The sequence below is a fragment of the Methylobacterium sp. FW306-05-D genome, from assembly GCF_058782155.1.
The window spans coordinates 29,255-51,485 of the sequence record NZ_JBYSXL010000030.1 but is presented as its reverse complement, the minus strand read 5'-3'; the positions used below and the strand labels follow the sequence as shown (position 1 = coordinate 51,485).

The following is a 22,231-nucleotide window of genomic DNA, read 5'->3' as shown; positions in this document are numbered from 1 at the left end:
GCAGCCGGCGGCCCCGCCCCGCCCCACCGCCCGCCACGCGGATGCGAGCCGCGGCCCGAGCCAGGACGACCGCAACTTCCTCGAGAAGCTGTTCGGGGTCGGCGAGTAGCGATCCGGCCGCGCGTTCCCCGGCCGGGCCATCGCATCACCAGTACAGCTGGAAACGCCCGATGAAGGTGTCCGCGTCGATGGTGCGGCCACCCTGCACCGCCGAGGGGCCGGTGTGCGAGCGGACGTAGTCGGCGACCACGCGGATGTTGCGGTCGGGATACCAGTTCAGACCGACCGTGACGTCGCGCTCGATGCCGCCGCGGATGCCGGCATCGTCGAGATCGATCGCGCTGAAGCGGGTGCCGAGCTCGAACACGCCGATCCCGCCCCGCGAGACCCGGTCGGCCTCCGCCACCTGAACCCCGGAGAAGGTCGCGTAGGTGGCGCCGTAATCGGGCGCGACCTTGTAGGCGCGGCCCTTGCCGTTGAGGATGACGCTCGCCTGGATGTAGCCGCCCTGGAAGCCGACGAACCGGGCGCCGCCATAGCGCTCCACCTCGGTGCGGATGTACTCGGCCTGGACCAGGAACGGCCCGTCGCGATAGGCCGCCTCCAGCCCGACGCGGCCGACGCGCGACGCATCCCGGATGTCGCCGGTATCGACGAAGTTGCGCTGGTACAGGAAGGCTTCGGACCGGCTCGACAGGGACAGCCCCTGTCCATCGCGGGGCAGATCGCGAAAGCTTCCGGCGAGGCCGAGATGCAGGACGCGGTCGTCCTCGTGGAGGAGCGCGTAGGTGGCGCGCGCCGTGGCGGCGACGCCCTCGCTGCCCACCCCGGTGTTGGCATTGCCGCCGAAGACGCTGGCGACCACGGTCCAGTCCGCCCCGTGTCGGCCCAGCGCGACGCCGAAATTGCGGGCCGGCGCGAAGGCGTCCGCCAGCGAGCGCTCGGTGAACAGGGTGGTGTTGTCGCCGGTCAGCTGGTCGAGACTGAAGGGCTCCTTCATGTTGCCCACCGTCAGCAGCGTGTTCTCGAAGCCCGTATAGGCGGCGGCCGCGTCGTTGATCGGCCGCATCGGATCGGCGAAATCATACTGGAAGGCGAGTTCCAGGCTCTTGCCGAGGGTGAGGTAGCTCTCGATCCAGGCCCGGCGCACCGCGAAATTCTCGGGGAACGGCTCCGGAAACCCGCCCTGCCGGATGGCGGCCGCCCCGTAATCGAGTTGCAGCTTGCCGCCGATGCGCAGCTTCGCGACGTCGGGGACGGCGAGCGTGATGCCCTTCTCGTCGATCGTCAGGGTCTCGCCGTTGGGCTGATCGGGATTGCGCCGGTCGGGCTTGGCGTCCTCGGCCAGCGCCGGCGCCCCGGCAAGGCAGCACAGGCCGAGACATGCCGAACCCCGCCATCGCGCCATCGCTCGCACTCCTCACACCGGCCCCGGCGCGGACCGTCCGCGCCGGATCGTTCCCGGCCATTGGCCACAACTTCGCACGGGCCGCTACAGCATCGGCAGGCTGCGCGGGCGCGGTCCGCGTGGGAAGGCCGCCTCGAGGGCCGCGAGATCCTCCGGCGTCAGGGTGATCGCCCCCGCCGCCGCGTTCTCCCGGGCCCGCTCGGGCCGCGCCGTCTTCGGGATGGTGAAGGTGCCCTCCTCCCGTGTCAGGAACGCGACGGCGATGCCGCGCGCCGTGGTGCCGTGCGTCTCCGCGAGGCGGGCGAGGACCCGGCCGCCGGCGCTTCCGGCCTCGGGAAAGTCGCCGCTGCCGAAGGGCGAATAGCCCACCAGGGCGACCCCGTTGCGCCGGCACCAGGGCAGCACCGCGTGCTCGATGGCGCGCTCCTGCAGGTGGTAGAGCACCTGGTTGCAGGCGACCTGCCCCGGGCCGGCGATCGCCAGGGCCTCGTCGAGATCCGCGACGTCGAAGTTGCTCACCCCCCAGGACAGGATCTTGCCCTGGCGCTTCAGGGCATCGAACCCCGCGATGGTGTCCTCCAGCGGGTAGCGGCCCGGCCAGTGCAGCAGGTAGGCGTCGAGGCGGTCGGTGCCGAGGCGCTTGAGCGAGCGCTCGCAGGCGGCGACCACGCCCGTGCGGCTGGCATTGCCCGGCACCACCTTCGACACCAGGAACACCTCCGCGCGCCGGCCCGCGATGGCCTCGCCCACCAGCGGCTCGGCCTCGCCGTACATCTCCGCGGTGTCGAGATGCGTCATGCCGGCGTCGAGTCCCGCCCGCAGCGTCGCGACGGCGGTGGCGCGGTCCGCCTGGTCGAGGTGCCAGGTGCCCTGCCCGATGACGGGCACAGCCCGACCCGCCGCACCGAAAGTCCTGCTCCGCATCGGCTTCGTCCTCGCATCATGGTGATCCACCCTGCCAACGCGCGGCGGCCACACCGGTCCCCGATCCGCCTGCCTGCGTCACCTTGGCCTTACTCGCGCCATCATGCGACGATGTTCAGGACGGGGTTCGAAGCTCGGCGCGCCAAGGGGCTGCGCCGCCTCCGGGCCCATCCCCGAAGGGGCTCATCCGTTGCGCAGCGCTGCTCCCTCCCCCATCCCCGCCGGATCGCCGCCGGCTCCCGCCGGGACGCCGCACGGGGGACGCCGCTGATGCTGCCGCAGCACCGTTGGTTCTGGCTCCTCATCCTCATCACCTGTGGCGGGGCGGGCCTCCTCTACAACGTGCTGTTCGCCGGCGGCGCGACGCCCCTCGCGGGCCTGACCTACGGCCTGGCGGTGGGCGGGACGACGCTCGCCTTCGACCGCGGCATGATCCTCGGCGGGCTCCAGGCGCGGATGCGCCGGATGCCGGCGAAGTTCTACGTGCCCGCGGCCGAGTTCGCCTACGTGCTGATGATCGCCGCCGGCATGGCGCTCGGGGGCCTCCTGGTCTGGGCCCTCGGCCTCACCGACGACGACCTCAGCCACGCCGTGCGGATCACCCCGCGGGTGCTGGCCTACTGCCTCGCGGTCTCGGCGATGCTCGTCTTCGTCATCCGCATGCGCGATCTCATCGGCGGCGAGGTGTTCGTGAACTTCCTCGTCGGGCGCTACCACCAGCCCGTGCGCGAGGAGCGGATCTTCCTGTTCCTCGACGTCGTCGGCTCGACCGCCTTCGCCGAGACCCACGGCGACCTCAAGGCCCAGGCCTATCTCGGTGCGGTCTTCGCGGCGCTCGCCGAGCCGGTCCGGCGCAATGCCGGCTCCATCGACGACTATATCGGCGACATGGCGATGATCACCTGGCCGATGGCCCGCGGCCTGAAGGACGCGCGCTGCGTGGCCTGCGTGTTCGACGTGATGGACCGGCTGGAGGCGGAATCCGAGGCCTGGATGGCGCGCTTCGGCACCGTGCCGCGCCTGCGCGCCGCCCTGCACGGCGGCTCGATCGTGACGGCGGAGGTCGGCGTCGACCGGCACAAGATCGCGTATTTCGGCGATGCGGTGAACGTGACCGCGCGCATCGAATCCCTCTGCCGGCCCCTCGGCACCGAAATCCTGGTCTCCGACGACCTGCTGGCCCGGATCGAGCGCCTGCCCGCGGGCATCCGCGCGCGTGCGCTCGGGGCCCATGCCCTGCGCGGGCGCGGGCAACCCCTCAGCGTCTCGACCCTGGAGCGGATCGGGGCGGAGCTCGTGGACGCCGGCGCCGAGCCCCGCGCGGTCGCAGCCCAATGAGCGAGGCGGAAACCCCACGCACCATCGTCGTCTACATCGATGCGGATGCCTGCCCGGTGAAGGACGAGACCTACCGGGTCGCCGGCCGCTACGGTCTCCACGTCTTCGTGGTCGCCAACAGCTTTCTGGCCCTGCCGCGCGAGTCCTGGATCGAGCGGGTGGTGGTGAGCGACGGGTTCGACGCCGCCGACGACTGGATCGCCGAGCGGGCGCGCCCCGGCGCCATCGTGGTCACGGCCGACGTCCCCCTGGCCAGCCGCTGCGTGAAGGCCGGGGCGGAGGTGCTCGCCCCCACCGGCAAGCCGTTCAGCGAGAGCGGCATCGGCATGGCGCTCGCAACCCGCAACCTGATGCAGGACCTGCGGGAGGCCGGCGCGATCACCGGCGGTCCGAAACCGTTCTCCGCCCGCGACCGGTCCGCGTTCCTCGGAGCCCTCGACCGCACCGTGATGCGGCTGAAGCGGGGCGGGTTCGGCTAGGACTCCTCGGCCGGACCCCGGATGCGCGGACAGGCCCCCGGGACGGGGCTGCGCGCTGCCGTTCTAGAGGCCGGCAGCGGCCTTGAGCGCCGCGTTGATGCGGTCCTGCCAGCCGGGCCCGTCTTTCTGGAAATGTTCGAGCACGGCGCGGTCGAGGCGCAGGCTCACCATCTCGCGGGCGCCGGGCACGGCCGAGGCCGGGGAGACCGCAGAAGCCGAGACCGGCTTGGCGGTCTCGACGGGCTTGGTGGTGGCCGCCTTGAAGGCCGCTTCGGCGGCCTGTCGCGGGTCGCTCGGGCGACGGGAGCGATCGAATGCCATGGCTACGTCTCCGCCGGGCCGTCTCAAGAACGCTTGCGCTTGGGCGCAGGCGGCGGGGCGGCGGCCTTCGCCTCGGCGTCGGCGGCCTCCTTGGCGAGGCGCAGGGCCCGCAGCTTCACCGTCCGCTCGTCCACGGCCTTCACCGAGGCGAGGTGCTCGGCCATGGCCTGGGCGCCTTCCTTGGCCATCCGCTCGGCCCGCTCGGCACGCTCCTCGGATCGGGTCCGGGCGTCGGTCTCGTCGCTCATTGCATTCCTGTCCTTGAACCCTCCCGCACGCGCTCGGCGCGGCGTCATGGATGACCGTCGGCGCGGCCGCGTGGGCGGTCCGGGCGCCCGATTCCGGTGACCGATCAGGTCGTGACGCGCGCCGGACTAGACCGGGAGACGGCAATCGGGCAGCACGAGAGGCAGTCCACACACCCTTGACGCGGATCGGCTCCGGGCGGGATCGTCGGAGGTTTAGCACGCCGGGCGCCGAAAAGGCCAACGTTTCCCGGCGGCTGCAACCGCTTGTCCTCAAGCTTCGCGTTTTCGAATACGTAGGGACCGCTCAAAACACCGAGATCAGGACGATGCCGGCGACCATCAGGGCGGCGCCCCCGAGCCGGGCGGGGCCGGCCTTGACCCGCTTCATGCCGACCCAGCCGAAATGATCGAGGGCCACCGAGGTCAGGAGGTTGGCGGTGATGAGGAGCCCGTTGAAGGCCCCGGCGCCGACCTTGTCGACGAAGAGCAGGCCCCCGAACACCGCCACCGCCCCGGTGATGCCGGCCAGCGGCATCCACCAGCGCACGCCGGAGACGTCCTGGCGCGTCGGCAAGGGCGTCGGGCGCACGAGGAACACCAGCACGAACACGAACACCACGGGCAGGAAGGAGACGGTGGCGGCGAGCCAAGGGTTCACCAGGGCGCCGCGCAGCTGGGAATTCCAGACGACGCCGACGGCCTGGAGGATGCCCGCCACCACGATGAAGGGGTAGAGCAGTTTGGGGTTCAGGCCGTGACCGCCGTCCTTGTCCCCGCCCGTGTCGGCGGTGGTGCGGGCGATGAAGAACACGCCGATCGCCATCAGCAGCCCGCCGAGCCAGGGCAGGAGCTTGAAGCCGCCACCCTGGAGCCCGAACAGGCCGAAGGAATCCATGGCGAGCGAGGCCAGGATGTTGGCCGTCAGCGTCAGGCCGTTGAACGGCCCCGCACCGACCTTGTCGATGAAAGCGAGCCCGCCGAACACCGCCACCGCGCCGGCGACACCGCCGAGCGGCGCGTACCAGGGCATCTTGCCCAGGGTCTCGAGGGTGGGGAGCGGCGTCGGCATGACGAGGAACAGCGTGGCGAACACGAACACGATGGGCAGGAACGAGACCGAGGCGGCGAGCCAGGGGTTCACGAGCCGGCCGCGCAGCTGCGCGTTCATCGAATTGCCCAGCGCCTGCAGGACGCCCGCGACGAGGATGAAGGGATAGAGCAGTGCGGCGTTCACGGGGGACCTTGAGCTGAGGGATTTTCGACCGGAGACTTCGGGCTGAGACGCGAGGGATCTAGACGAGGAGCAGGCCGGCCAGCGCCAGCAGCAGCGCGGGCGGCATGACGAGCAGCCCGAGCTTGAGGAAGCGCCAGAAGCCGACGTCCTGGCCCTCGCGGCGGATCGCGGTCAGCCACAGGATGGTGGCGAGCGACCCCGTCACCGACAGGTTCGGGCCGATATCGACGCCGATCAGCACGGCGCCCGCGACCTGGTCGGGCACGTGGGCGGTCTGCACGGCCGCACCCGCGATGAGACCCGCCGGCAGGTTGTTGACGAGGTTGCACAGCACCGCGATCAGGGTGCCGGCGCCCCAGGCGGTCTCGACGGGCGAGGCGGAGGCCGCCTGCTTGAGCGCATCGGCGATCATCCGCAGGACGCCGGTCTTCTCCAGGGCCTCGACCAGCACGAACAGCCCGGCCACCAGGGGCAGCACGCTCCAGGACACGTCCTTGGCGACCTCGACGAGGCCCCCGCGCTTCATCAGCAGGACCGCGGCCGTGGTGAGGCCGCCGGCCACGAAGGTGGGGAGGCCGAGATCGAGCCCCAGGGCGGAGGCCCCGATGAGCACGCCGCCGGTGGCGACGATGCCGAGGCCGGCGACGAGTCCGGTCCGCGACAGGTGCACGGCCTCGACATCGGTGGCGACCTGCTGGTCGCGCAGGACGGAATTCTGGGTCAGGCGCAGGGTGGCGTAGGTGGCGACGATGGCCAGCACGGAGGGCAGCGCGAACATCGCCAGCCACTGCGTCAGCGGCGGCATGTGCTCGGCGAAGACCACGAGGTTGGCCGGGTTCGAGATCGGCAGCACGAAGCTCGCCGCATTGGCGATGAAGGCGCAGATCAGGAGGTAGGGCAGCGGGTTCTCGACCTTGGCGGCCTTGGTGGCGGCATAGACGGCGGGCGTGAGCACCACCGCGCAGGCATCGTTGGACAGGAACACCGTCACGACGGTGCCGACGACGTAGATCAGGGTGAACAGGCGGGTGGCGGAGCCCTTGGCCGCCCGCACCGCGATGCCGGCGAGCCAGTCGAACAGCCCCTCCTTCCGCGCCACCTCGGACATCAGCATCATGCCGACGAGGAAGAGGTAGACGTCGGTGCCCTTGAGGACGCCCTCCCAGGCGGTCCCGGCCGGCATCAGGCCGAACACCACGAGGGCGGCGGCGCCCAGCACGGCCCAGATCGCCTCCGGCCAGGAGAAGGGACGGGTGATCACCCCCAGGGTGGCCACGGCGGCGATCGCCCATGTGACGAGATTCGGGGTCAGCGTCAGCGCGCCCATCGGGTTCGGAATCCCTGGTCGGAAAGACAGTCGGGCAGGGCGGATGCGCCCTACCAGTGGCGCCCGTTGCGGTTCGGGCCGAGCTGGGTGCCGAGGATGCCCCGGTCCGGCCAAGCGCCGACGGAATCCGCGTCGCTGCCGAGGCCCTTGGAGCGGACGAGGGCGCCGACGTCGCCGGCGGGCTCGATCCGGTCCTCGCCGACGCCGCCCTCGGAATCCTGGGCGCGGACGGCGAGGCGTCCCGCGCCGGGGGGCCAGTCGACCGTGGCGCGGAAGCGGCGATCGCCCTCGGCGCGCCGCATCGGGCGCCAGGGGCCGCCGTCGATGCTGAACTCGCAGACCGCCGTCCGGCCGGGCCCGAGCACCAGGGCGCGAATCTCGGTGGTGCCCGAGACGATGCGATCCTCGGCATGGGCGAGGCGCCGGTCGGCCGGCGCGGTGATCACCACGAAGGGCCAGCTTTCGGCCAGTTCCTTGAAGCGCCAGCTCACCACGCCCCGGTCGATCGCCGCGACGGCATAGCCGACCGGCCCCTCCTCGATCTGGCCCGTCGAGCGGGTCGCCGCGTAGATGGTCCGGCCGTCATTGGCGAGTTCGTTGTAATGCGTGTGCCCCATCTCCACGAGGCGGATGCGCGAGCCGTGTACGATCTCGGCGACGGTCGCGGCCTCTCCCTCCGCCTTCAGGTCGGCGGGGTAGCTGTGCATGAACAGGGCGCAGTCGTGCCCTTCCGCCTCGGCAGCGTCCGCCTCCCGCCGGAGCCAGGCGACCTGCCCGGCGCCGAGGCGGAAATCCGGTCCGCCGGAGCCAGGCCCGCACATGTCGAGGAACAGGCAGCGGGTGCCCGACACCGTCACCGCATAAGGCAGGCGCGGTGCGTCGAGGCCGGCATAGAAGGCGTCGAGGCTCCCGCCCTCCATGTCGTGGTCGCCAGTGATCACGTGGACCGGCCGGCGCAGGCGGTCGAGCCCGGCCCGGACCAGGGCGTACTGCTCCGGCGTGCCGTTGTCGGCGTTGTCGCCGGGCACGTAGATGAAATCGAGCCCGTCCACGGCGTTGATCTGGTCCACGATGGCGCGGAAGTCGCGGGCGTTGTCGGTGTCCGCGGCGGTGAGATGGAGGTCGCCGATATGGGCGAAGGCGAGGATGTCGTCGGCGGCGCTCATGCGGGTCAGGCCGCCGCCGCGGGGACGGGCGTCAGGCCGCCATCGTCGGCGCCGGAGCGGCCGGGCTCGTAGCCCCGCGTCTCCGGCATCGCGAAGAGATAGAGGGCGAAGCCCAGGGCGGCGATCGCCGCCAGCGACAGGAAGGCGGTGGCGTAGCCCGCCGAGACGATGATGACGCCGGCGAGCGTCGCGCTCAGCGCCGCGCCCAGGCTCTGGGCGGTGGCGACTGCCCCCTGCGAGACGTTGAAGCGGCCGGTGCCCCGGGTCAGGTCGGAGACGATGACGGGGAAGAGCGCGCCGTAGATGCCGGCGCCGATGCCGTCGAGGAGCTGGACGCCCACGAGGTAGAACGGGTTGTCCGACAGGGTGTAGAGGACGCCACGGATCGCCAGCACGCCGAAGGCGGCGAGGAAGATCGGCTTGCGCCCGATCGCGTCGGCCTTGGCGCCGACGAAGACCGCCACCGGCACCATCACCAGCTGCGCCGCCACGATGCAGATCGCGATCAGCGACGTGGCGTTGTCCTTGCCGGAGAGCTTCGTCAGCAGCTGCCCAACAGAGGTGAGCATGGCGGCGTTCGAGAGGTGGAACAGGGCGGCCAGGACGGCGAAGAGCAGCAGGTACTTGTTCTTGAGGAGGGCCGTGAGGCCGGAGGGTTCCTCCTGCCCCTCGGTGCGGGCCTGGGACTCCGTCTGGTCGAGGCCTCGGGCGAGATCGTCGTCGATGGCATCGGCCGGCACCATCAGCATGGCGCCGATGCTACACAAGGCCAGCAGGGCCATCAGCCAGAACACCACGATCGGTCCGAAGAAGTAGGCGGTGCCGCCCGCGATCGCCGCCGAGGCGGCGTTGCCCGCATGGTTGAAGCCTTCGTTGCGGCCGATGCGCTTGGCGAACATCTTGGGGCCGACGACGCCGAGGGTGATGGCGGCCAGCGCCGGCGGGAAGATCGCCCCCGCGATGCCGGCCACTGACTGCGTGGCGGCCACCACGTAGAAGTTCGAGATGAAGGGCAGGACGAGGCAGCTCAAGGTCACCGCCACCGCCGCGGCGATGACGATGGCGCGCTTGTGGTTGGTCCGGTCGATCAGCGCCCCGGCCGGCGTCTGGGCGATCAGGCCGGCGATGCCCGCGATGGTCATGATCAGGCCGGTGGTGGCCTCGTTCCAGCCCTGGTCCGGACCACGGACCGCGATCAGGTAGATCGCCAGGTAGGGCCCGAGCCCGTCGCGGACGTCGGCCAGGAAGAAATTGAGCGCATCGAGCCCCCGCAGGGCGCCCGCCGAGGGATTTCGCGTCGTGGCGGTACGGGAGGAGAGCGGCTCGGCCATGAGGGGGCCCTTCCGGACGTGCGAGCGGGACGATGTGAGATCGGGACCTGCGAAGGGCCGGATGCCCCGCCCCCACCGGCGCTGGCACAAGCGCGTGCGAAAGTGTTTGTTCCTCGGACGGGATTAAAATGTGTGTGATGACGTAAGTCGCTGTGGCAGGCCGGGTTTCAGGAACGTCGGCCCGGCGCGGCCAAGCGCCGGCGGACGCGTCCGGCGCCGTCGATGAATTCAAAATGCGGCGTGCGGTTGAGGGTGTGCAGGCCGTTGCCCGGGAAGCGCGGCCCGGAGCGCAGGATCATCTCCACGCTCTGGGCATACCCTGTTTCGTCGAGCTGCCGGATGCGCGCCAGACCCAGCGCGCCGCCGTAGCCGTCTCGGCAATCCTGGACCGGACGGAACAGGGCGCCGTCGCGCGCCACGATGCGGCCGCCGGAGCGGGCGGCGGCGATGTCGACGAGCACCGGATTCCGGGGATGGGGCGACCAGGGCCCCCGGAAATCCGGCGCGGACCAGAGATGGAGGCTGTCGGAATAGGACCCCCAGGCGGCGAAGGGGCCGTCGTGCTCGCCGTCGTCCCGCACCGTCGCGAACAGCCACCAGCGGCCCCCGTGCCGGAGCAGGGTCGGATCGCTGGCGTTCAGGCCGGAGATCAGGGTCGCCTCCTTCACCCAGCCGCCGGGAAAGGCGGTGGCGCGGTAGAGGTCGAGGGTGCCGGTGGCCCCGCTCTCCGGCACCATCCAGTGGGCGCCCTCCTCCGCGAAGACGAAGGGATACGAGAGGTGGTGGGACGCCTCCAGGACCGGCACCGGGGTGCCGAGGGGGCCGTCCGCACCGAAGCGCACCGCCGAGATCACGCCCTTCTGCAGGACGTGGCTGTAATCCTCCACGAACAGCACCGTCCCGGCGGCATCCGCGATGGGAAAGGGATCGGCGTAGAAGCGGCGCCCGTCGTCGGGCAGGGTGCGCCAGCCCGTCTCGGGGTGGGCCTGGAGGTCGATCAGGTCGGGGCCGGAGAGGCGGCGCCAGCCGACCCGCCAATGGGGGGCCCAGGTGCAGAGGGCGTAGAGCCGGCGTCCGGCCATCCGGGCGCAGGTGCGTATCGCGCGGGCGGCGAGGTCGGCCGCCGTGAACCCCGCCGGGGCCGGGCCCGGGACCGGGGCAGCGTCGGGCGCGAGGTGCGGCCCCGATCCGCCGAGGGCGGCCAGGATCAGGCTCGCGGTGCGCACCAGGGCGTCCTCGAAGGCGGTGAGCATGATGCCCCGCGCCTCGGTGCCGACCCGCCCGGAGGCGACCCTGCGGCCGCCCTCGGTCAGGCTGACCACCGGCGGGCGCCCGGCGAGCAGCGAGGCGAGCAGGGCCGCCTCGCCGCAGGCTCCGTCGAAGGCGAGCCGCCAGACCGGGACGCCCGGTGGGCCCGCGGCATCGCCGCAGAGGTCGAGGACGAGGTCGGGGCGCCCGTCGGACGCGGATGCGAGGGCGAGCAGGTCCGCGCGGCTCACCCGCAGGGCCGGCCCGGTGCGCGGCAGGCGCCGCAGCATCGCCTCGAGGCGGAACAGCAGCGCGGCGTTGGGCGGCAGTCCTCCCGGGCCCGGCGCGAGATCGACGGAAACCGAAACCCCGGGGCGGCGCAGGATGCGTTCGATCAGCCGGAGGTGCCAGCGGCGGCACATGCCCCCGTCGAGGCGAACGCTCAGGCGCATGGAGACCGTTGTCCTCGAACGAGGGATGGGCGCGGTCTCTCCGCATGGCCCCTCCGGCCGGAGGCGTCAATCCGCTCGGCCACGCCCCCGCGACGGGCTCCAGCGCGGCCAGCCCAGGAGGCGCTGCGGCGCGAAGGGCGCGACCGGAATGGAGGGCGCCGTGCCGGTGGCGAGATCGGCCACCAGCCGCCCGGTGATCGGCCCGGTGGAGAGCCCGATATGGCCGTGGCCGAAGGCGAAGATCAGTCCGCGGTGCCGGGGCGCCGGGCCGATCACCGGCAGGCCGTCGGGGGTCGAGGGCCGCGCTCCCATCCAGGGCCGGTTGTCGAGGTTCGCGCCGAGGCGCAGGGTCCCGGCCGCCTCCTGCGCGGCCGCCTCGATCTGCACGTAGTCGGGCGGCGCCTCGCGGGCGTTGAGCTCGACACCGGAGAGGACACGCACCCGCCCCTCCCCCATCGGCGCGATGATCGAGCCGGCACCCGTGTCGAGGACCGGCCGGGTCAGCGGCGGGCTGTCCGGGTGGAGGGCGTAGTGGGCGTGGTAGCCGCGCTCGGCCGCGAAGGCGAAGCGGTAGCCGAGGCCGCGCGCGATCTCCCCCGAGGCGGCGCCCGCCGCCAGCACGACCTGCCGGGCCTCAACCGCGCCGCCGTCGTGGTGGACCCGCCAGCCCTCGCCGTCGGGCTCGAGGGCGGTGGTCACCATCCGGAGGGTTCGGCCGCCGAGCCCGAGATAGAGCTGTTGATAGGCCTCCAGCAGGCCGCCGGGATCGCTGACCGCACCGGTTTCGGGCAGGAGCATCGCTTGCGCGTAGGGCCGGACCAGGGCCGGCTCGGCCGCCCGGATGTCGTCCGCATCGAGGATGTCGAAGGTCACGCCGTGGCGGCCCAGGATCGCGCGCTCCAGGGCCGCGCCGGCGAAGGCCGCATGGGTCCGGTAGAGCTTGATCCAGCCGCAGCGGCGCAGCAGGTGCCCCGCCCCGGCCCGCTCCGCGAGCGCGAGATGCGCGGGCAGCGCCGCGCTGGTCAGCGGCAGCAGGGACGCCGCGGCCCGCTCCCAGGCGGAGGTCCGGGCGGAGGCCAGGAAATGCGCCGTCCAGGGCAGGACGCGTGCGACGTGAGTGTGGCGCAGGCGCAGGCCCCGGTCGGCATTGCGCAGGTAGGTGGGCAGCTTGGCCCAGAGGGCTGGGCTCGACATCGGAAAGATCGAGCCCCGGCTGATCACGCCGGCATTGCCGAAGGAGGTGCGCGCCCGCGCCTCGCCCGGGTCGCAGAGCAGGACGTCGAGGCCCCGGTCGCGCAGGGCGATCGCCGAGGCGAGCCCGACCATGCCGCCGCCGACGACCACCACCTGCGCCTTCACAGTCTCGCCGCTCATCGGACCTCCGCCGCATCCCTCACCCGAGGGGAGGCGCGTATCAGGGTGCGGCCGGATGATCGAGACCGACCCGGCCCGAAGCCTCACGGCGCGCCCCGCTCCCCCGCATGTTCCTGTTGCCGGTCGACCTCGTCGCGGATGCCGCGCCCGGCCATCAGGATCTCCACCAGGAAGGCAGCGACCGCCACCACGGTGCAGACCAGGGCCACCCCGAAGCAGGCGAACAGGATCGAGGCGGTCGCGGCATCGCGCAAGGCCCCGACGAAGAGGGTCAGCACCGCGATGCCGGTCATCACCGACCCGGTGGAGGCCAGCACCACGGCCCCGTCCAGCATGAAGGAGCGCCGCCGCAGGTAGGACAATTGCCGGGACAGCCGCACGGCCTCGTGCGCATCGGCGGTGCGCAGGCCCGCCGCCGCGGCGTCGACCTTGTCGGCCACGCGGCCGAGGCGCGTCGAGAAGACGTTGAGCAGGGTCGCCAGCGCCGTCAGCAGGAACGCGGGCGCGAGGGCGATCTGGATGACGTGGGCGATGTCGTCGGGGGCGACGGGCGGCGTGGACATGGGGGGCTGATAGGCCAAAGTGCGGGCGGCCGGAATACGCTTCGTCCGATCCCACACCCGATCGACGCACCGACCGGCCTGCGCACGCCGCGATCGGCCCTTTCCTCACGTGAATGGGAACCCGCCGCCGAAATCGCGGTTGACTGCTACATTGGATCTGTTCTAATTCGTAACTACGGGCGGCGCCCAAGCCGCGCAGGATGGAGATCACGGACATGGCGAACGCGAAGTGCGAGAGCTGCAAGTTCTTCGACGAGCACAAGGTCAACGGCGCCGCCGCATCGGCCGACGAAGGCCTGTGCCGATTCAACCCGCCGATCAGCCAGCCGGGTCCGTCGGATCACGGCCTCTGGCCGGTGGTCGGCTCCGCCGATTGGTGCGGCCACTTCTCGCCCGAGATGAGCGCCGCCGAGTAAGCAGCGGCCTCGAACCCGCTTCGACCATCCCGGAGGCCAGCCGCGAGGCTGGCCTTCGTCGTTTCCGGCATGGGCCCTCGGCGTCAGGTCTGCGCCTCGGGCTCGTCGTCCGGGAAGGCCAGCACCTCCAGGGGGTCGCCGACGCCGCGCAGGGGGAAAGTTCCGAGCCGGACGAGCCGGTGCCCGTCGCCGGACCGCGCCGCGAAGGCGCCCGAGAACAGCACGCTGGCGTCGAGGACCTTGGTCAGGCTCTCCAGCCGGGCCGCCACGTTGACGGCGGGCCCGATGATCGTGAAGTCCAGGCGCGAGCGCGACCCGATATTGCCGTACATCACCGCGCCGACATTGACGCCGATTCCGTAGCCGAGGCGCGGCAGCCCGCGCGCGGCCCGGTCCGCGTTCAGCGCCCACATGGCGGCGCGCGCCTCCCAGGCGGCCGATTGCGCCGCGGTGCAGGCGGCCGGCGTCTCGAGGTGGAAGATCGCCAGCAGGCCGTCGCCCATGAACTTCAGGATCTCGCCGCCCTGCCGCTCGATCGGCAGGGAGATCGCGTCGAAATAGTCGTTGAGCAGGGCGATCACGTCGTCGCGCGGCCACAGCTCGGAGATCTCGGTGAAGCCGCGCAGGTCGATGACCATGATGGCGGCCTCGACGGTGACGCCGCTGCCGCGCCGGGTCGCCCCGTTCAGGATCATCTCGCTGGCATGCGGGCCGACATAGGTGTCGAGCAGCAGGCGGGTCAGGCGGTTCTTGTGGCGGACCTCCGTCACCACCGACAGGGCCGGCAGGAGCGAGGCCAGGAGGTCGAGGTCGTCGGGCTCGAACCCGCCGGGCCGGTCGGCCGAGAAGGTGACGATGTGGCGTTTGCCGAGGGTGTAGTGCAGCGGCCAGGCGACGTAGTCGGTCAGGCCCTCCGCGCGCAGGTCGCCGTAGATGCCGTAATCGGTCTCCGGGTGCTTCGGCTCGTCGAGGCGCTTGCGCACCTGCTCCGCCCCGTCGAGGATCTCGGCGGCCGGGCTCCGCTTGAACTGGTCGGTGTCGACGATGCCGTACTCGACGTTCTGCAACTCCGCCGACTCGGCGCCGGTGCGCCAGAGGATGCGGGTCCCGAGCCAGAGCGGGTGGTGCGTCCGCAGGTGGATCGTGGCCCGCGCGACCGGCACGCCCGCCGCGCGCAGGCGCCGGCAGAACGCGACGAAGATGTCGTCGAGGTAGCGCTCGCCCCGGGTTCCGGCCAGCAGCCAGTCCAGCATCTGCCCGCGCAGCTGCGCCCGCGCGAACCGGCGGGTCTCGTCCTGGTGCAGGGGAGTGTTCATGACCCGCGCCTCGCTCCTGTCGGCGCGATCATGGACCGGCCGACGCGCCGACGCCAGGGCACCCCGACGATCGGCCGGCGCCTCGCGCGCGCCGGCGTGCTAGGCTCGCGGACCCGGACGGGACGATCCACCCAGAGGAACCCGCGCAGGAGGATTTCGGATGAGCTGGCACGGTGCGGACGACCCGATCCCGGGCGACCACTTCACCTGCGACGCGATCAAGACCCTGATCGTGCCGCGCTCGCGGGACCTCGGTTCCTTCGCGGTCCGGCGCGCCCTGCCCTCGACCGAGTGCCGGATGGTCGGCCCGTTCATCTTCTTCGACCAGATGGGCCCGTCCGAGTTCCTCCTCGGCCAGGGCATGGACGTGCGGCCCCACCCGCATATCGGCCTCTCGACGGTGACCTACCTGTTCGAGGGCGAGATCATGCACCGGGACAGCCTGGGCACCGAGTTGCCGATCCGGCCGGGCGAGCTGAACTGGATGACGGCGGGGCGCGGCATCACCCATTCCGAGCGTACCGGCGCGGACCTGCGCCGGACCGGCTCGACCCTGTTCGGCCTCCAGAGCTGGGTGGCGCTGAGCGGCAAGGACGAGGAGACGGCGCCGGCCTTCGAGCATTACGAGGCCGGGGCGCTGCCGATCCTCAGCGGCGAAGGCAAGACCGTCCGGCTGATCGCCGGCGAGGCCTTCGGGGCCAAATCCCCTGTCCGGACCTCGAGCCCGATGGTCTATGCCGACGTGATGCTGGAGGCCGGCGCGGTGCTGCCCCTCGACCCAACCTACGACGAGCGCGCCATCTACACGGTCTCTGGCGCCATCGACATCGCCGGGGACGGCTTCGGCCCGGGCCAGCTCCTGGTCTTCCGGCCCGGCGACCGGATCAGCGTGCGGGCGACCGAGGCGTCGCGCTTCATGGTCCTGGGCGGCGACCCCATGGACGGCCCGCGCCATCTCTGGTGGAACTTCGTCTCCTCGCGGCCCGAGCGGATCGAGCAGGCCAAGGAGGACTGGCGTCAGGCCCGCTTCGACACCGTGCCGGGGGAATCCGAGTTCATCCCCCTGCCCGAGCAGCCGGCCCCGGTGCGCTACCCGTGAGCCGGCGTTCCGCGCCTCAGTAGCCGAGGGCGCAGCCGTCCTTGCGCGGGTCCGACCCGGCGACGCGCATCCCCGTCGCCGGGTCGATCCAGATGATCTGGCCGCCGCCGATCGGAACCGGTGCCGGCACCGTGACGTGACCGCGCGCGGCCAACGCCTCGGCGAGGCCCGGACCGAAGCCGCCTTCGAGTTCGATGCCGCCCCCGTAGGCGAAGCTGCGCGGCGCATCGAGCGCCTCCTGCACGTCGAGGCCCCGGTCGATGATGCCGGTGAGGAGCTCGACATGGCCCATGGCCTGGTAGTGCCCGCCCATCACGCCGAAGGGGGCCACCACCGCCCCGTCGCGCATCAGCATGCCGGGGATGATGGTGTGCATCGGGCGCTTCGAGGGTGCGATGGTGTTGGGGTGGCCGGGCTCGACCCGGAACGAGAAGCCGCGATTGTGCAGCAGCACGCCGCTCTCCGGCGCGGTGATGCCGCTGCCGAAGCCCTGGAAGATCGAGTTGATCAGGGAGATCGCGTTGCCGTCGCGGTCGACCACGCAGAGATAGACCGTGTCGGTGTGCCGGATCTCCGGCCACAGCACCGGCTCCTGGGCGCGGGCCATGTCGATGGCCCCGTGCGCCCGCGCCTGCCAGGCCTGGGACAGGAGGTGTTCCACCGGCACGGCGTTCACCACCGGATCGGCGAAGAGCGCGTCGCGGTGGTGATAGGCCTGCTTGCAGGCCTCGGCGAAGAGGTGGACCCGGTCGAGCTCGGACAGCGCGCCGACATCGTATTGCGAGAGCACGTTGAGCATCATCAGGGCGGCGAGGCCCTGGCCGCTCGGGGGACATTCGTAGACGTCGTAGCCGCGATAGCGGGTCGAGATCGGCGTCACGTATTCGGGCGCCGCGTTGGCGAAGTCCTCCAGCGTGTGCAGGCCGCCGCGTTCGCGTAAGGTGCGCACCATGTCCTCGGCCACGGGGCCCTCGTAGAAGCCGGGGGCGCCGTGCTCGGCGATGCGGCGCAGGGTGGCGGCGAGCTTCGGGTGGCGCATGGTCGTGCCGACCTTAGGCGCCTCGCCGTCGACGAGGTAGGCGGCGGCCGAACCGGGATCGGCCCGCAGCTTGTCGCGGTTGCGCGCCCAGTCGTAGGCGACGCGCGGCTGGACGGCGTAGCCCTCCTCCGCATAGCGGATCGCGGGCTGGAGCAGTTCGCCCAAGGTCCGGGTGCCGTGGTCGGCGAGCAGCCGCGCCCAGGCCGCGACGGCGCCCGGCACCGTCACCGCGTGCGGCGAGGTCGGCCCGATGGCCACGTCGTTCGCGACATACCAGGCGTCGTGCGCCGCCGCCGGGCTGCGGCCGGAGCCGTTCATCGTAATCGGGACGGAGGCGCCCTTCGGCGCGTAGAGGGCGAAGCAATCGCCGCCGATGCCGGTCATGGCCGGCTCGACCACGCCCTGCACCGCCACTGCCGCGATGGCGGCGTCGACGGCGTTGCCGCCCGCCTTCAGGACCTCGATGGCCGCCAAGGTGGCGAGGGGATGCGAGGTCGCGACCGCGGCATGGGCGGCATAGACGGGCGAGCGGCCCGGTTTCGAGAAATCTCTCACGGCGTCGGGTCCTCGAAGGGTCAGGAATAGCGGATGTCGGCGACCCAGTGGCCGGGGGCGACCTCGACCAGGCCGCCGATGGCATCCGGGTCGGCGGGGGGCAGGAGGGAGGCGGCGCGCAGGCGGGCGCGCTCCTCCACCGGGTTCGGCACCGGCACCGCGCTGAGGAGGCGCCGGGTGTAGGGGTGACGCGGGTCCTCGTAGAGGGCGTCCGCCTCGGCGAGTTCCACCACCCGGCCGTGCCACAGCACGGCGACGCGCTGGCAGAGATAGCGCACCATGCGCAGGTCGTGGGAGATGAACAGGTACGAGATGCCGAGTTCGTCCTGGAGGTCCTGCAACAGGTTCACGACCTGGGCCTGGATCGAGACGTCCAGCGCCGCGATGGGCTCGTCGGCGACGATGAAGCTCGGCTTCAGCGCGATGGCGCGGGCGATGCAGATGCGCTGGCGCTGGCCGCCGGAGAATTGATGCGGGTAGCGCCGGGCGAAGCGCGGATCGAGCCCGACCCGGGCCAGCAGGCCCTCGACCTCGTCGCGCCGCTCCGCCCGCGCCATGCCGGGCCGATGAAGCCGGAACGGCTCGGCGACATAGTCGCCGATGCTCATGCGCGGGTTGAGGGCGGCGTAGGGGTCCTGGAACACCATCTGGATGCGGGCGCGCATCCGGCGCATCTCCCCGGCGGAGAGCTTGGCGAGATCGGTGCCCTCGAAGGCGACGGTGCCGGCGCTCGGCGGGTTCAGCATGGTCACGGCGCGGCCGATGGTGGACTTGCCCGAGCCGGATTCGCCCACCAGCCCCAGGGTCTCGCCGGGCCGGATGTCGAAGCTGACATCCTGCACCGCCCGGAACACCGAGCCCTTGCCGCCCCACCAGCTGCGTAAGGGGTAGTGCTTGCTCAGATTCCGCACCGAGAGCAGCGGGTAGCGGTCGGCGGGCTCCGGCCTCATCGCGCGGACTCCTCGGCGGCGAGTCGCGCCGGCAGGTCGTACCAGGCGGCCACGAGGTGGCCCGGCGCGGCCCCGGGGGCCTGCGCCAGCGGCGGCGCCTCGGTCAGGCAGCGCGGGGTCGCGTAGACGTTGCGCGCCGCGAAGGGGTCGCCCGCCGGCGGATGGCGCATGTCGGGGGGCGCGCCCTCGATCTGGTGCAGGCGCCGGCGCCCGGCCCGGCCCCGGCTGAGGTCGGGCAGCGAGCGCAGCAGGCCGAGGGTGTAGGCACTCCGTGGATCGCGAAAAATGTCGTCCACAGGGCCGCGCTCGAGGATGCGGCCGGCATACATGACCTGCACGGTGTCGGCGATGCCCGCCACCACCCCGAGGTCGTGGGTGATCCAGACGATCGCCATGCCGATCTCGCGCTTCAACTCTTGCACCAGGGCGATGATCTCGGCCTGCACCGTGACGTCGAGGGCCGTCGTCGCCTCGTCGGCGATGAGGAGCTTCGGGCGGCAGGACAGGCCGATGGCGATCATCACCCGCTGGCGCTGGCCGCCGGAGAACTCGTGCGGATACTGGTCGAGGCGCGCACCCGCGTTCGGGATGCGCACGAGGTCGAGGAGGTCTTTCGCGCGGGTGCGTGCCGCGCGGCCGTCGAGGCCGAGATGGATGCGCAGGGGCTCCATGATCTGCGCGGCCACCGTCATGCCGGGGTTGAGCGAGCTCATCGGGTCCTGGAACACGAAGCCGATCTGGCCGCCGCGCACCTTGCGCAGCCCGCGCTCCGGCAGGCGCAGGAGGTCGCGGCCCTGAAACAGCACCTGCCCGCCGGTGATGCGCCCGGGCGGGCGCGGAATCAGGCCCAGCATCGCCAGCACGTGCACGCTCTTGCCCGACCCGGATTCGCCGACGATGCCGAGGGTCTCCCCCTCGGCGAGGGTGTAGGACACGCCGTTGACCGCGTGGACCGCGCCGCCCTCGCTGTCGAAGGCGACGGCGAGGTCGCGGACGTCGAGCAGGGTCTGTCGCTCCTGCGCCATCGTCAGGTCCTCTGCCGGGGGTCGAGGGCGTCGCGCAGTCCGTCGCCCAGGAGGTTGAAGGCCAGCACCGCGAGGAAGATCGAGGCCCCGGGCCAGATCGCCATCCAGGGCGCCTGTTCGAGGAAGTTCTTGGCGACGTTGAGCATCGAGCCCCAGGAGGGTTCGGGTGGCTGCTGCCCGAGGCCCAGGAAGGACAGGCTGGCCTCGGCGATGATGGCCGCCGCGATGGTGAGCGTCGCCTGGACCAGGATCGCCGGGACGATGTTGGGCACGATGTGGCGGACGGCGATGCGCCAGGGCGGATTGCCGACGGCACGCGCCGCCTCCACGAACTCCTCCGCCGCCACGGCCTGCACCTGGGCGCGGGTCAGGCGCACGAAGGTCGAGGTCGCCGAGAGGCCGATCGCCACCATGGCGTTGGTCAGACTCGGGCCGAGGAAGGCGGCCAGCGCGATGGCGAGGATCAGGAACGGGATCGCCAGCAGCGCGTCGGTCAGGCGCATGATCAGCATGTCGACCACGCCGCCCGCGTAGCCCGCGAGCAGCCCGAACGGCAGGCCGAGCGCCACCGCCAGGGCCACCGAGGTCAGGCCCGCGCCGAGAGAGGCCCGCGCCCCGAAGACGATGCGCGAGAGCACGTCGTGCCCGACCTCGTCGGTGCCGAACGGGTGGGCCCAGCTCGGCGCGGTGCGGATGGCGCCCCAGTCGGTGGCGATGGGATCGTAGGGTGCGATCCAGTCGGCGAAGACCGCCATCAGGATCAGCGCCACCACGATGACGAGGCCGACCATGGCAGTGCGCCGCGCCTTCAGGCGCGTCCAGAATTCGCGGATGGGGCCCGGCTCGGCGCGGAGGACGGGCTCGGCGTCCGGCAGGGCGACGCCGGCCGGGGCGATGGCGGCCTTGGTCATCGACGCCTCCGACGCATCTCGTCCCGGCGGAGGCGGTACGACAGACCCCCTTTCCGGCAAGCCAGGGCATTCCTGAACGGCAGCACCGCGTCATTCCGGGGCGCCGCAGGCGAGCCCGGACCCGAAGGGGCGCGCCAGCGGCGTGCAATCCAGAGCCGCCGACGGCGTAGAACTTTGCACCACCTGCGTGTCTGGATCCCGGGCTCCCCTGCGCGGCCCCGGGATGACGCGGTGCTGGAACGCTCCTTCTCGTCCGACGCCGCATGCACGCGATCACCCTGCCTGGAACAGAGGGCACCCGCGCGTGAATGGGAGGACTGCCTGTGCAGGGGACATGTCGCCATCCTCACGCGCGCCTCAGCTTCGGGTTGACGAAGGCCGCGAGGAGATCGGCCGCGAGGTTGAGGAGGACGTAGGTGGTGGCGGTGCAGATCACGACGCCCTGCACGGTGGCGTAGTCGCGGTTGAACACGGCATCGACCATGAGCTTGCCGAAGCCTGGTACCGAGAAGACCTGCTCGGTCAGCACCGCGCCGGAGAGGAGCTGCCCGAATTCGAGGGCACCCAGCGTGATGATCGGGATCGCCGCGTTGGGCAGGGCGTGGCGCAGGATCAGGCGCAAGGGCGAGACGCCCTTGGCCCGGGCGGTGCGGACGTAGTCCGAGCCGAGCACGCCCAGCATCGCCGCGCGGGTGTGGCGCATCATCACCGCCGCGATGGCGTTGCCCAGCACGAAGGCCGGCATCGCCATGGAGCGCAGGTTCTCGGAGAGGCTCTCGAAGGGCGAGACGTAGCCGGAGGCCGGGAGCCAGCCGAGCTGGACCGAGAACAGCAGGATCATCAGGATGCCGAGCCAGAAGTTCGGCACCGACAGGCCCCAGAGGGCGATGCCGTTGGCCAGGGTGTCGGTGGCGGTGCCGCGCTTCACCGCCGAGAGGATGCCCATCGGCACGCCGATGACGAGGGCCACCAGCATGGCCAGACAGGCGAGCTCCAGGGTCACCGGCAGCTTCTCGATCACGAGGTCGATGACCGGCTTCTGCAGGCGGATGGATTCGCCGAGATCGCCCTGGAGCACGCCGCCGGCCCAGAGGGCGTAGCGCACCGGCAGGGGCTGATCGAGGTGGTACTTCTGCCGGATGAAGGCGATGACCTCGGGGTCGCGCTCCTCGCCCGACAGGGCGGTCGCCGTGTCGCCCGGCAGCAATTGCTGCAGGGTGAAGATGATCATCGAGGCGATCACCAGGGTGGGGATCGCGAGCGCCAGGCGCTGGACGAGGAAGCGCAGCATCGGCCGGGCTCCCGCCTCAGTTCAGCGTGAGGCCGGTGAAGCGTACGAGGCCGTCGGGATAGGGCGTGAAGCCGGAAAGCTTGGTGCTGTAGGCCCAGAACAGCTTGCGGTGGAACAGGTAGATCAGCGGCCGGTCGGCCATGACCCGGTCGGCGAGTTGCTTCCAGGCTTGCGCCCGCTGGGCCGGGTCGACCGTCGCGCGCTCGGCGCCGAGCG

General features: G+C 71.8%; 21 protein-coding genes and 1 pseudogene. 4 read left to right on the top strand and 18 right to left on the bottom strand.

Features of this window, described 5'->3' with window-relative positions:
• Positions 1–145: 145 nt before the first annotated feature.
• Positions 146–1,408, bottom strand: coding sequence for an OprO/OprP family phosphate-selective porin (locus AC3WLN_RS12530; protein ID WP_492481615.1), 1,263 nt, complete (start codon positions 1,406–1,408; stop codon positions 146–148).
• A gap of 84 nt (positions 1,409–1,492) precedes the next feature.
• Positions 1,493–2,332, bottom strand: coding sequence for an aldo/keto reductase (locus AC3WLN_RS12525; protein WP_492481614.1), 840 nt, complete (start codon positions 2,330–2,332; stop codon positions 1,493–1,495).
• 270 nt (positions 2,333–2,602) lie between these two features.
• On the opposite strand from AC3WLN_RS12525, the gene AC3WLN_RS12520 reads away from it, so the two are divergent.
• Both AC3WLN_RS12520 and AC3WLN_RS12515 read left to right on the top strand, forming a co-directional pair.
• On the top strand, positions 2,603–3,670 hold the full coding sequence (locus AC3WLN_RS12520; protein WP_492481612.1) for an adenylate/guanylate cyclase domain-containing protein: 1,068 nt from the start codon (positions 2,603–2,605) through the stop codon (positions 3,668–3,670).
• Positions 3,667–4,149, top strand: coding sequence for a YaiI/YqxD family protein (locus AC3WLN_RS12515; RefSeq protein ID WP_492481610.1), 483 nt, complete (start codon positions 3,667–3,669; stop codon positions 4,147–4,149). Before AC3WLN_RS12520 ends, AC3WLN_RS12515 begins: the two co-directional genes overlap by 4 nt.
• A 63-nt stretch (positions 4,150–4,212) precedes the next feature.
• Here the strand turns inward: AC3WLN_RS12515 and AC3WLN_RS12510 are convergent, their stop codons facing one another.
• From AC3WLN_RS12510 to AC3WLN_RS12470, 9 genes are all read right to left on the bottom strand, one after another.
• Positions 4,213–4,470: a BrnA antitoxin family protein gene (locus AC3WLN_RS12510; RefSeq protein ID WP_492481608.1), complete on the bottom strand. Its 258-nt coding sequence runs from the start codon at positions 4,468–4,470 to the stop codon at positions 4,213–4,215.
• 23 nt (positions 4,471–4,493) lie between these two features.
• Positions 4,494–4,718, bottom strand: a complete 225-nt coding sequence (locus AC3WLN_RS12505) for a hypothetical protein (RefSeq protein ID WP_055956977.1) — start codon at positions 4,716–4,718, stop codon at positions 4,494–4,496.
• A gap of 304 nt (positions 4,719–5,022) precedes the next feature.
• A complete protein-coding gene (locus tag AC3WLN_RS12500; protein WP_492481606.1) occupies positions 5,023–5,952 on the bottom strand; it encodes a DMT family transporter in 930 nt (309 codons plus the stop codon).
• Positions 5,953–6,010: 58 nt separating this feature from the next.
• Positions 6,011–7,279, bottom strand: a complete 1,269-nt coding sequence (locus AC3WLN_RS12495; RefSeq protein WP_492481604.1) for an arsenic transporter — start codon at positions 7,277–7,279, stop codon at positions 6,011–6,013.
• Positions 7,280–7,329: 50 nt separating this feature from the next.
• A complete protein-coding gene (locus AC3WLN_RS12490; protein WP_492481602.1) occupies positions 7,330–8,445 on the bottom strand; it encodes a metallophosphoesterase family protein in 1,116 nt (371 codons plus the stop codon).
• Between the two features lie 5 nt (positions 8,446–8,450).
• Entirely contained in the window at positions 8,451–9,776 is a 1,326-nt protein-coding gene (locus tag AC3WLN_RS12485) for an MFS transporter (RefSeq protein ID WP_492481600.1), read from the bottom strand.
• A 167-nt stretch (positions 9,777–9,943) separates the two neighbouring features.
• Positions 9,944–11,476: a glucosamine inositolphosphorylceramide transferase family protein gene (locus AC3WLN_RS12480; RefSeq protein WP_492481599.1), complete on the bottom strand. Its 1,533-nt coding sequence runs from the start codon at positions 11,474–11,476 to the stop codon at positions 9,944–9,946.
• A gap of 66 nt (positions 11,477–11,542) precedes the next feature.
• The gene (locus AC3WLN_RS12475) at positions 11,543–12,850 is read right to left on the bottom strand and encodes an NAD(P)/FAD-dependent oxidoreductase (protein ID WP_492481597.1); all 1,308 of its coding nucleotides are present in this window, start codon (positions 12,848–12,850) and stop codon (positions 11,543–11,545) included.
• An 83-nt stretch (positions 12,851–12,933) separates the two neighbouring features.
• Positions 12,934–13,413 (bottom strand): DUF2721 domain-containing protein, encoded by a 480-nt coding sequence (locus AC3WLN_RS12470; protein ID WP_492481595.1) that lies wholly within the window; start codon positions 13,411–13,413, stop codon positions 12,934–12,936.
• 215 nt (positions 13,414–13,628) lie between these two features.
• Here AC3WLN_RS12470 and AC3WLN_RS12465 point away from each other — a divergent pair, with 215 nt between their 5' ends.
• Positions 13,629–13,829 carry a hypothetical protein gene (locus AC3WLN_RS12465; RefSeq protein WP_056477376.1) on the top strand — a complete coding sequence of 67 codons (201 nt, stop codon included), beginning with the start codon at positions 13,629–13,631 and terminating at the stop codon, positions 13,827–13,829.
• Between the two features lie 83 nt (positions 13,830–13,912).
• On the opposite strand, the gene AC3WLN_RS12460 is transcribed toward AC3WLN_RS12465, so the two are convergent.
• The gene (locus AC3WLN_RS12460) at positions 13,913–15,145 is read right to left on the bottom strand and encodes an adenylate/guanylate cyclase domain-containing protein (protein ID WP_492481593.1); all 1,233 of its coding nucleotides are present in this window, start codon (positions 15,143–15,145) and stop codon (positions 13,913–13,915) included.
• A 160-nt stretch (positions 15,146–15,305) separates the two neighbouring features.
• Here AC3WLN_RS12460 and AC3WLN_RS12455 point away from each other — a divergent pair, with 160 nt between their 5' ends.
• On the top strand, positions 15,306–16,244 hold the full coding sequence (locus AC3WLN_RS12455) for a pirin family protein (RefSeq protein WP_492481591.1): 939 nt from the start codon (positions 15,306–15,308) through the stop codon (positions 16,242–16,244).
• Between the two features lie 16 nt (positions 16,245–16,260).
• On the opposite strand, the gene ggt is transcribed toward AC3WLN_RS12455, so the two are convergent.
• From ggt to AC3WLN_RS12425, 6 genes and pseudogenes are all read right to left on the bottom strand, one after another.
• The gene (gene ggt, locus AC3WLN_RS12450; RefSeq protein WP_492481589.1) at positions 16,261–17,838 is read right to left on the bottom strand and encodes a gamma-glutamyltransferase; all 1,578 of its coding nucleotides are present in this window, start codon (positions 17,836–17,838) and stop codon (positions 16,261–16,263) included.
• A gap of 20 nt (positions 17,839–17,858) precedes the next feature.
• Entirely contained in the window at positions 17,859–18,788 is a 930-nt protein-coding gene (locus tag AC3WLN_RS12445; protein WP_492481587.1) for an ABC transporter ATP-binding protein, read from the bottom strand.
• The gene (locus AC3WLN_RS12440; RefSeq protein ID WP_492481585.1) at positions 18,785–19,813 is read right to left on the bottom strand and encodes an ABC transporter ATP-binding protein; all 1,029 of its coding nucleotides are present in this window, start codon (positions 19,811–19,813) and stop codon (positions 18,785–18,787) included. Before AC3WLN_RS12440 ends, AC3WLN_RS12445 begins: the two co-directional genes overlap by 4 nt.
• A gap of 2 nt (positions 19,814–19,815) precedes the next feature.
• The gene (locus AC3WLN_RS12435; protein WP_492481584.1) at positions 19,816–20,724 is read right to left on the bottom strand and encodes an ABC transporter permease; all 909 of its coding nucleotides are present in this window, start codon (positions 20,722–20,724) and stop codon (positions 19,816–19,818) included.
• 346 nt (positions 20,725–21,070) lie between these two features.
• Positions 21,071–22,015 (bottom strand): ABC transporter permease, encoded by a 945-nt coding sequence (locus AC3WLN_RS12430; protein WP_492481581.1) that lies wholly within the window; start codon positions 22,013–22,015, stop codon positions 21,071–21,073.
• A 16-nt stretch (positions 22,016–22,031) separates the two neighbouring features.
• Positions 22,032–22,231 (bottom strand): annotated as a pseudogene (locus AC3WLN_RS12425) (ABC transporter substrate-binding protein); the annotation flags it as partial.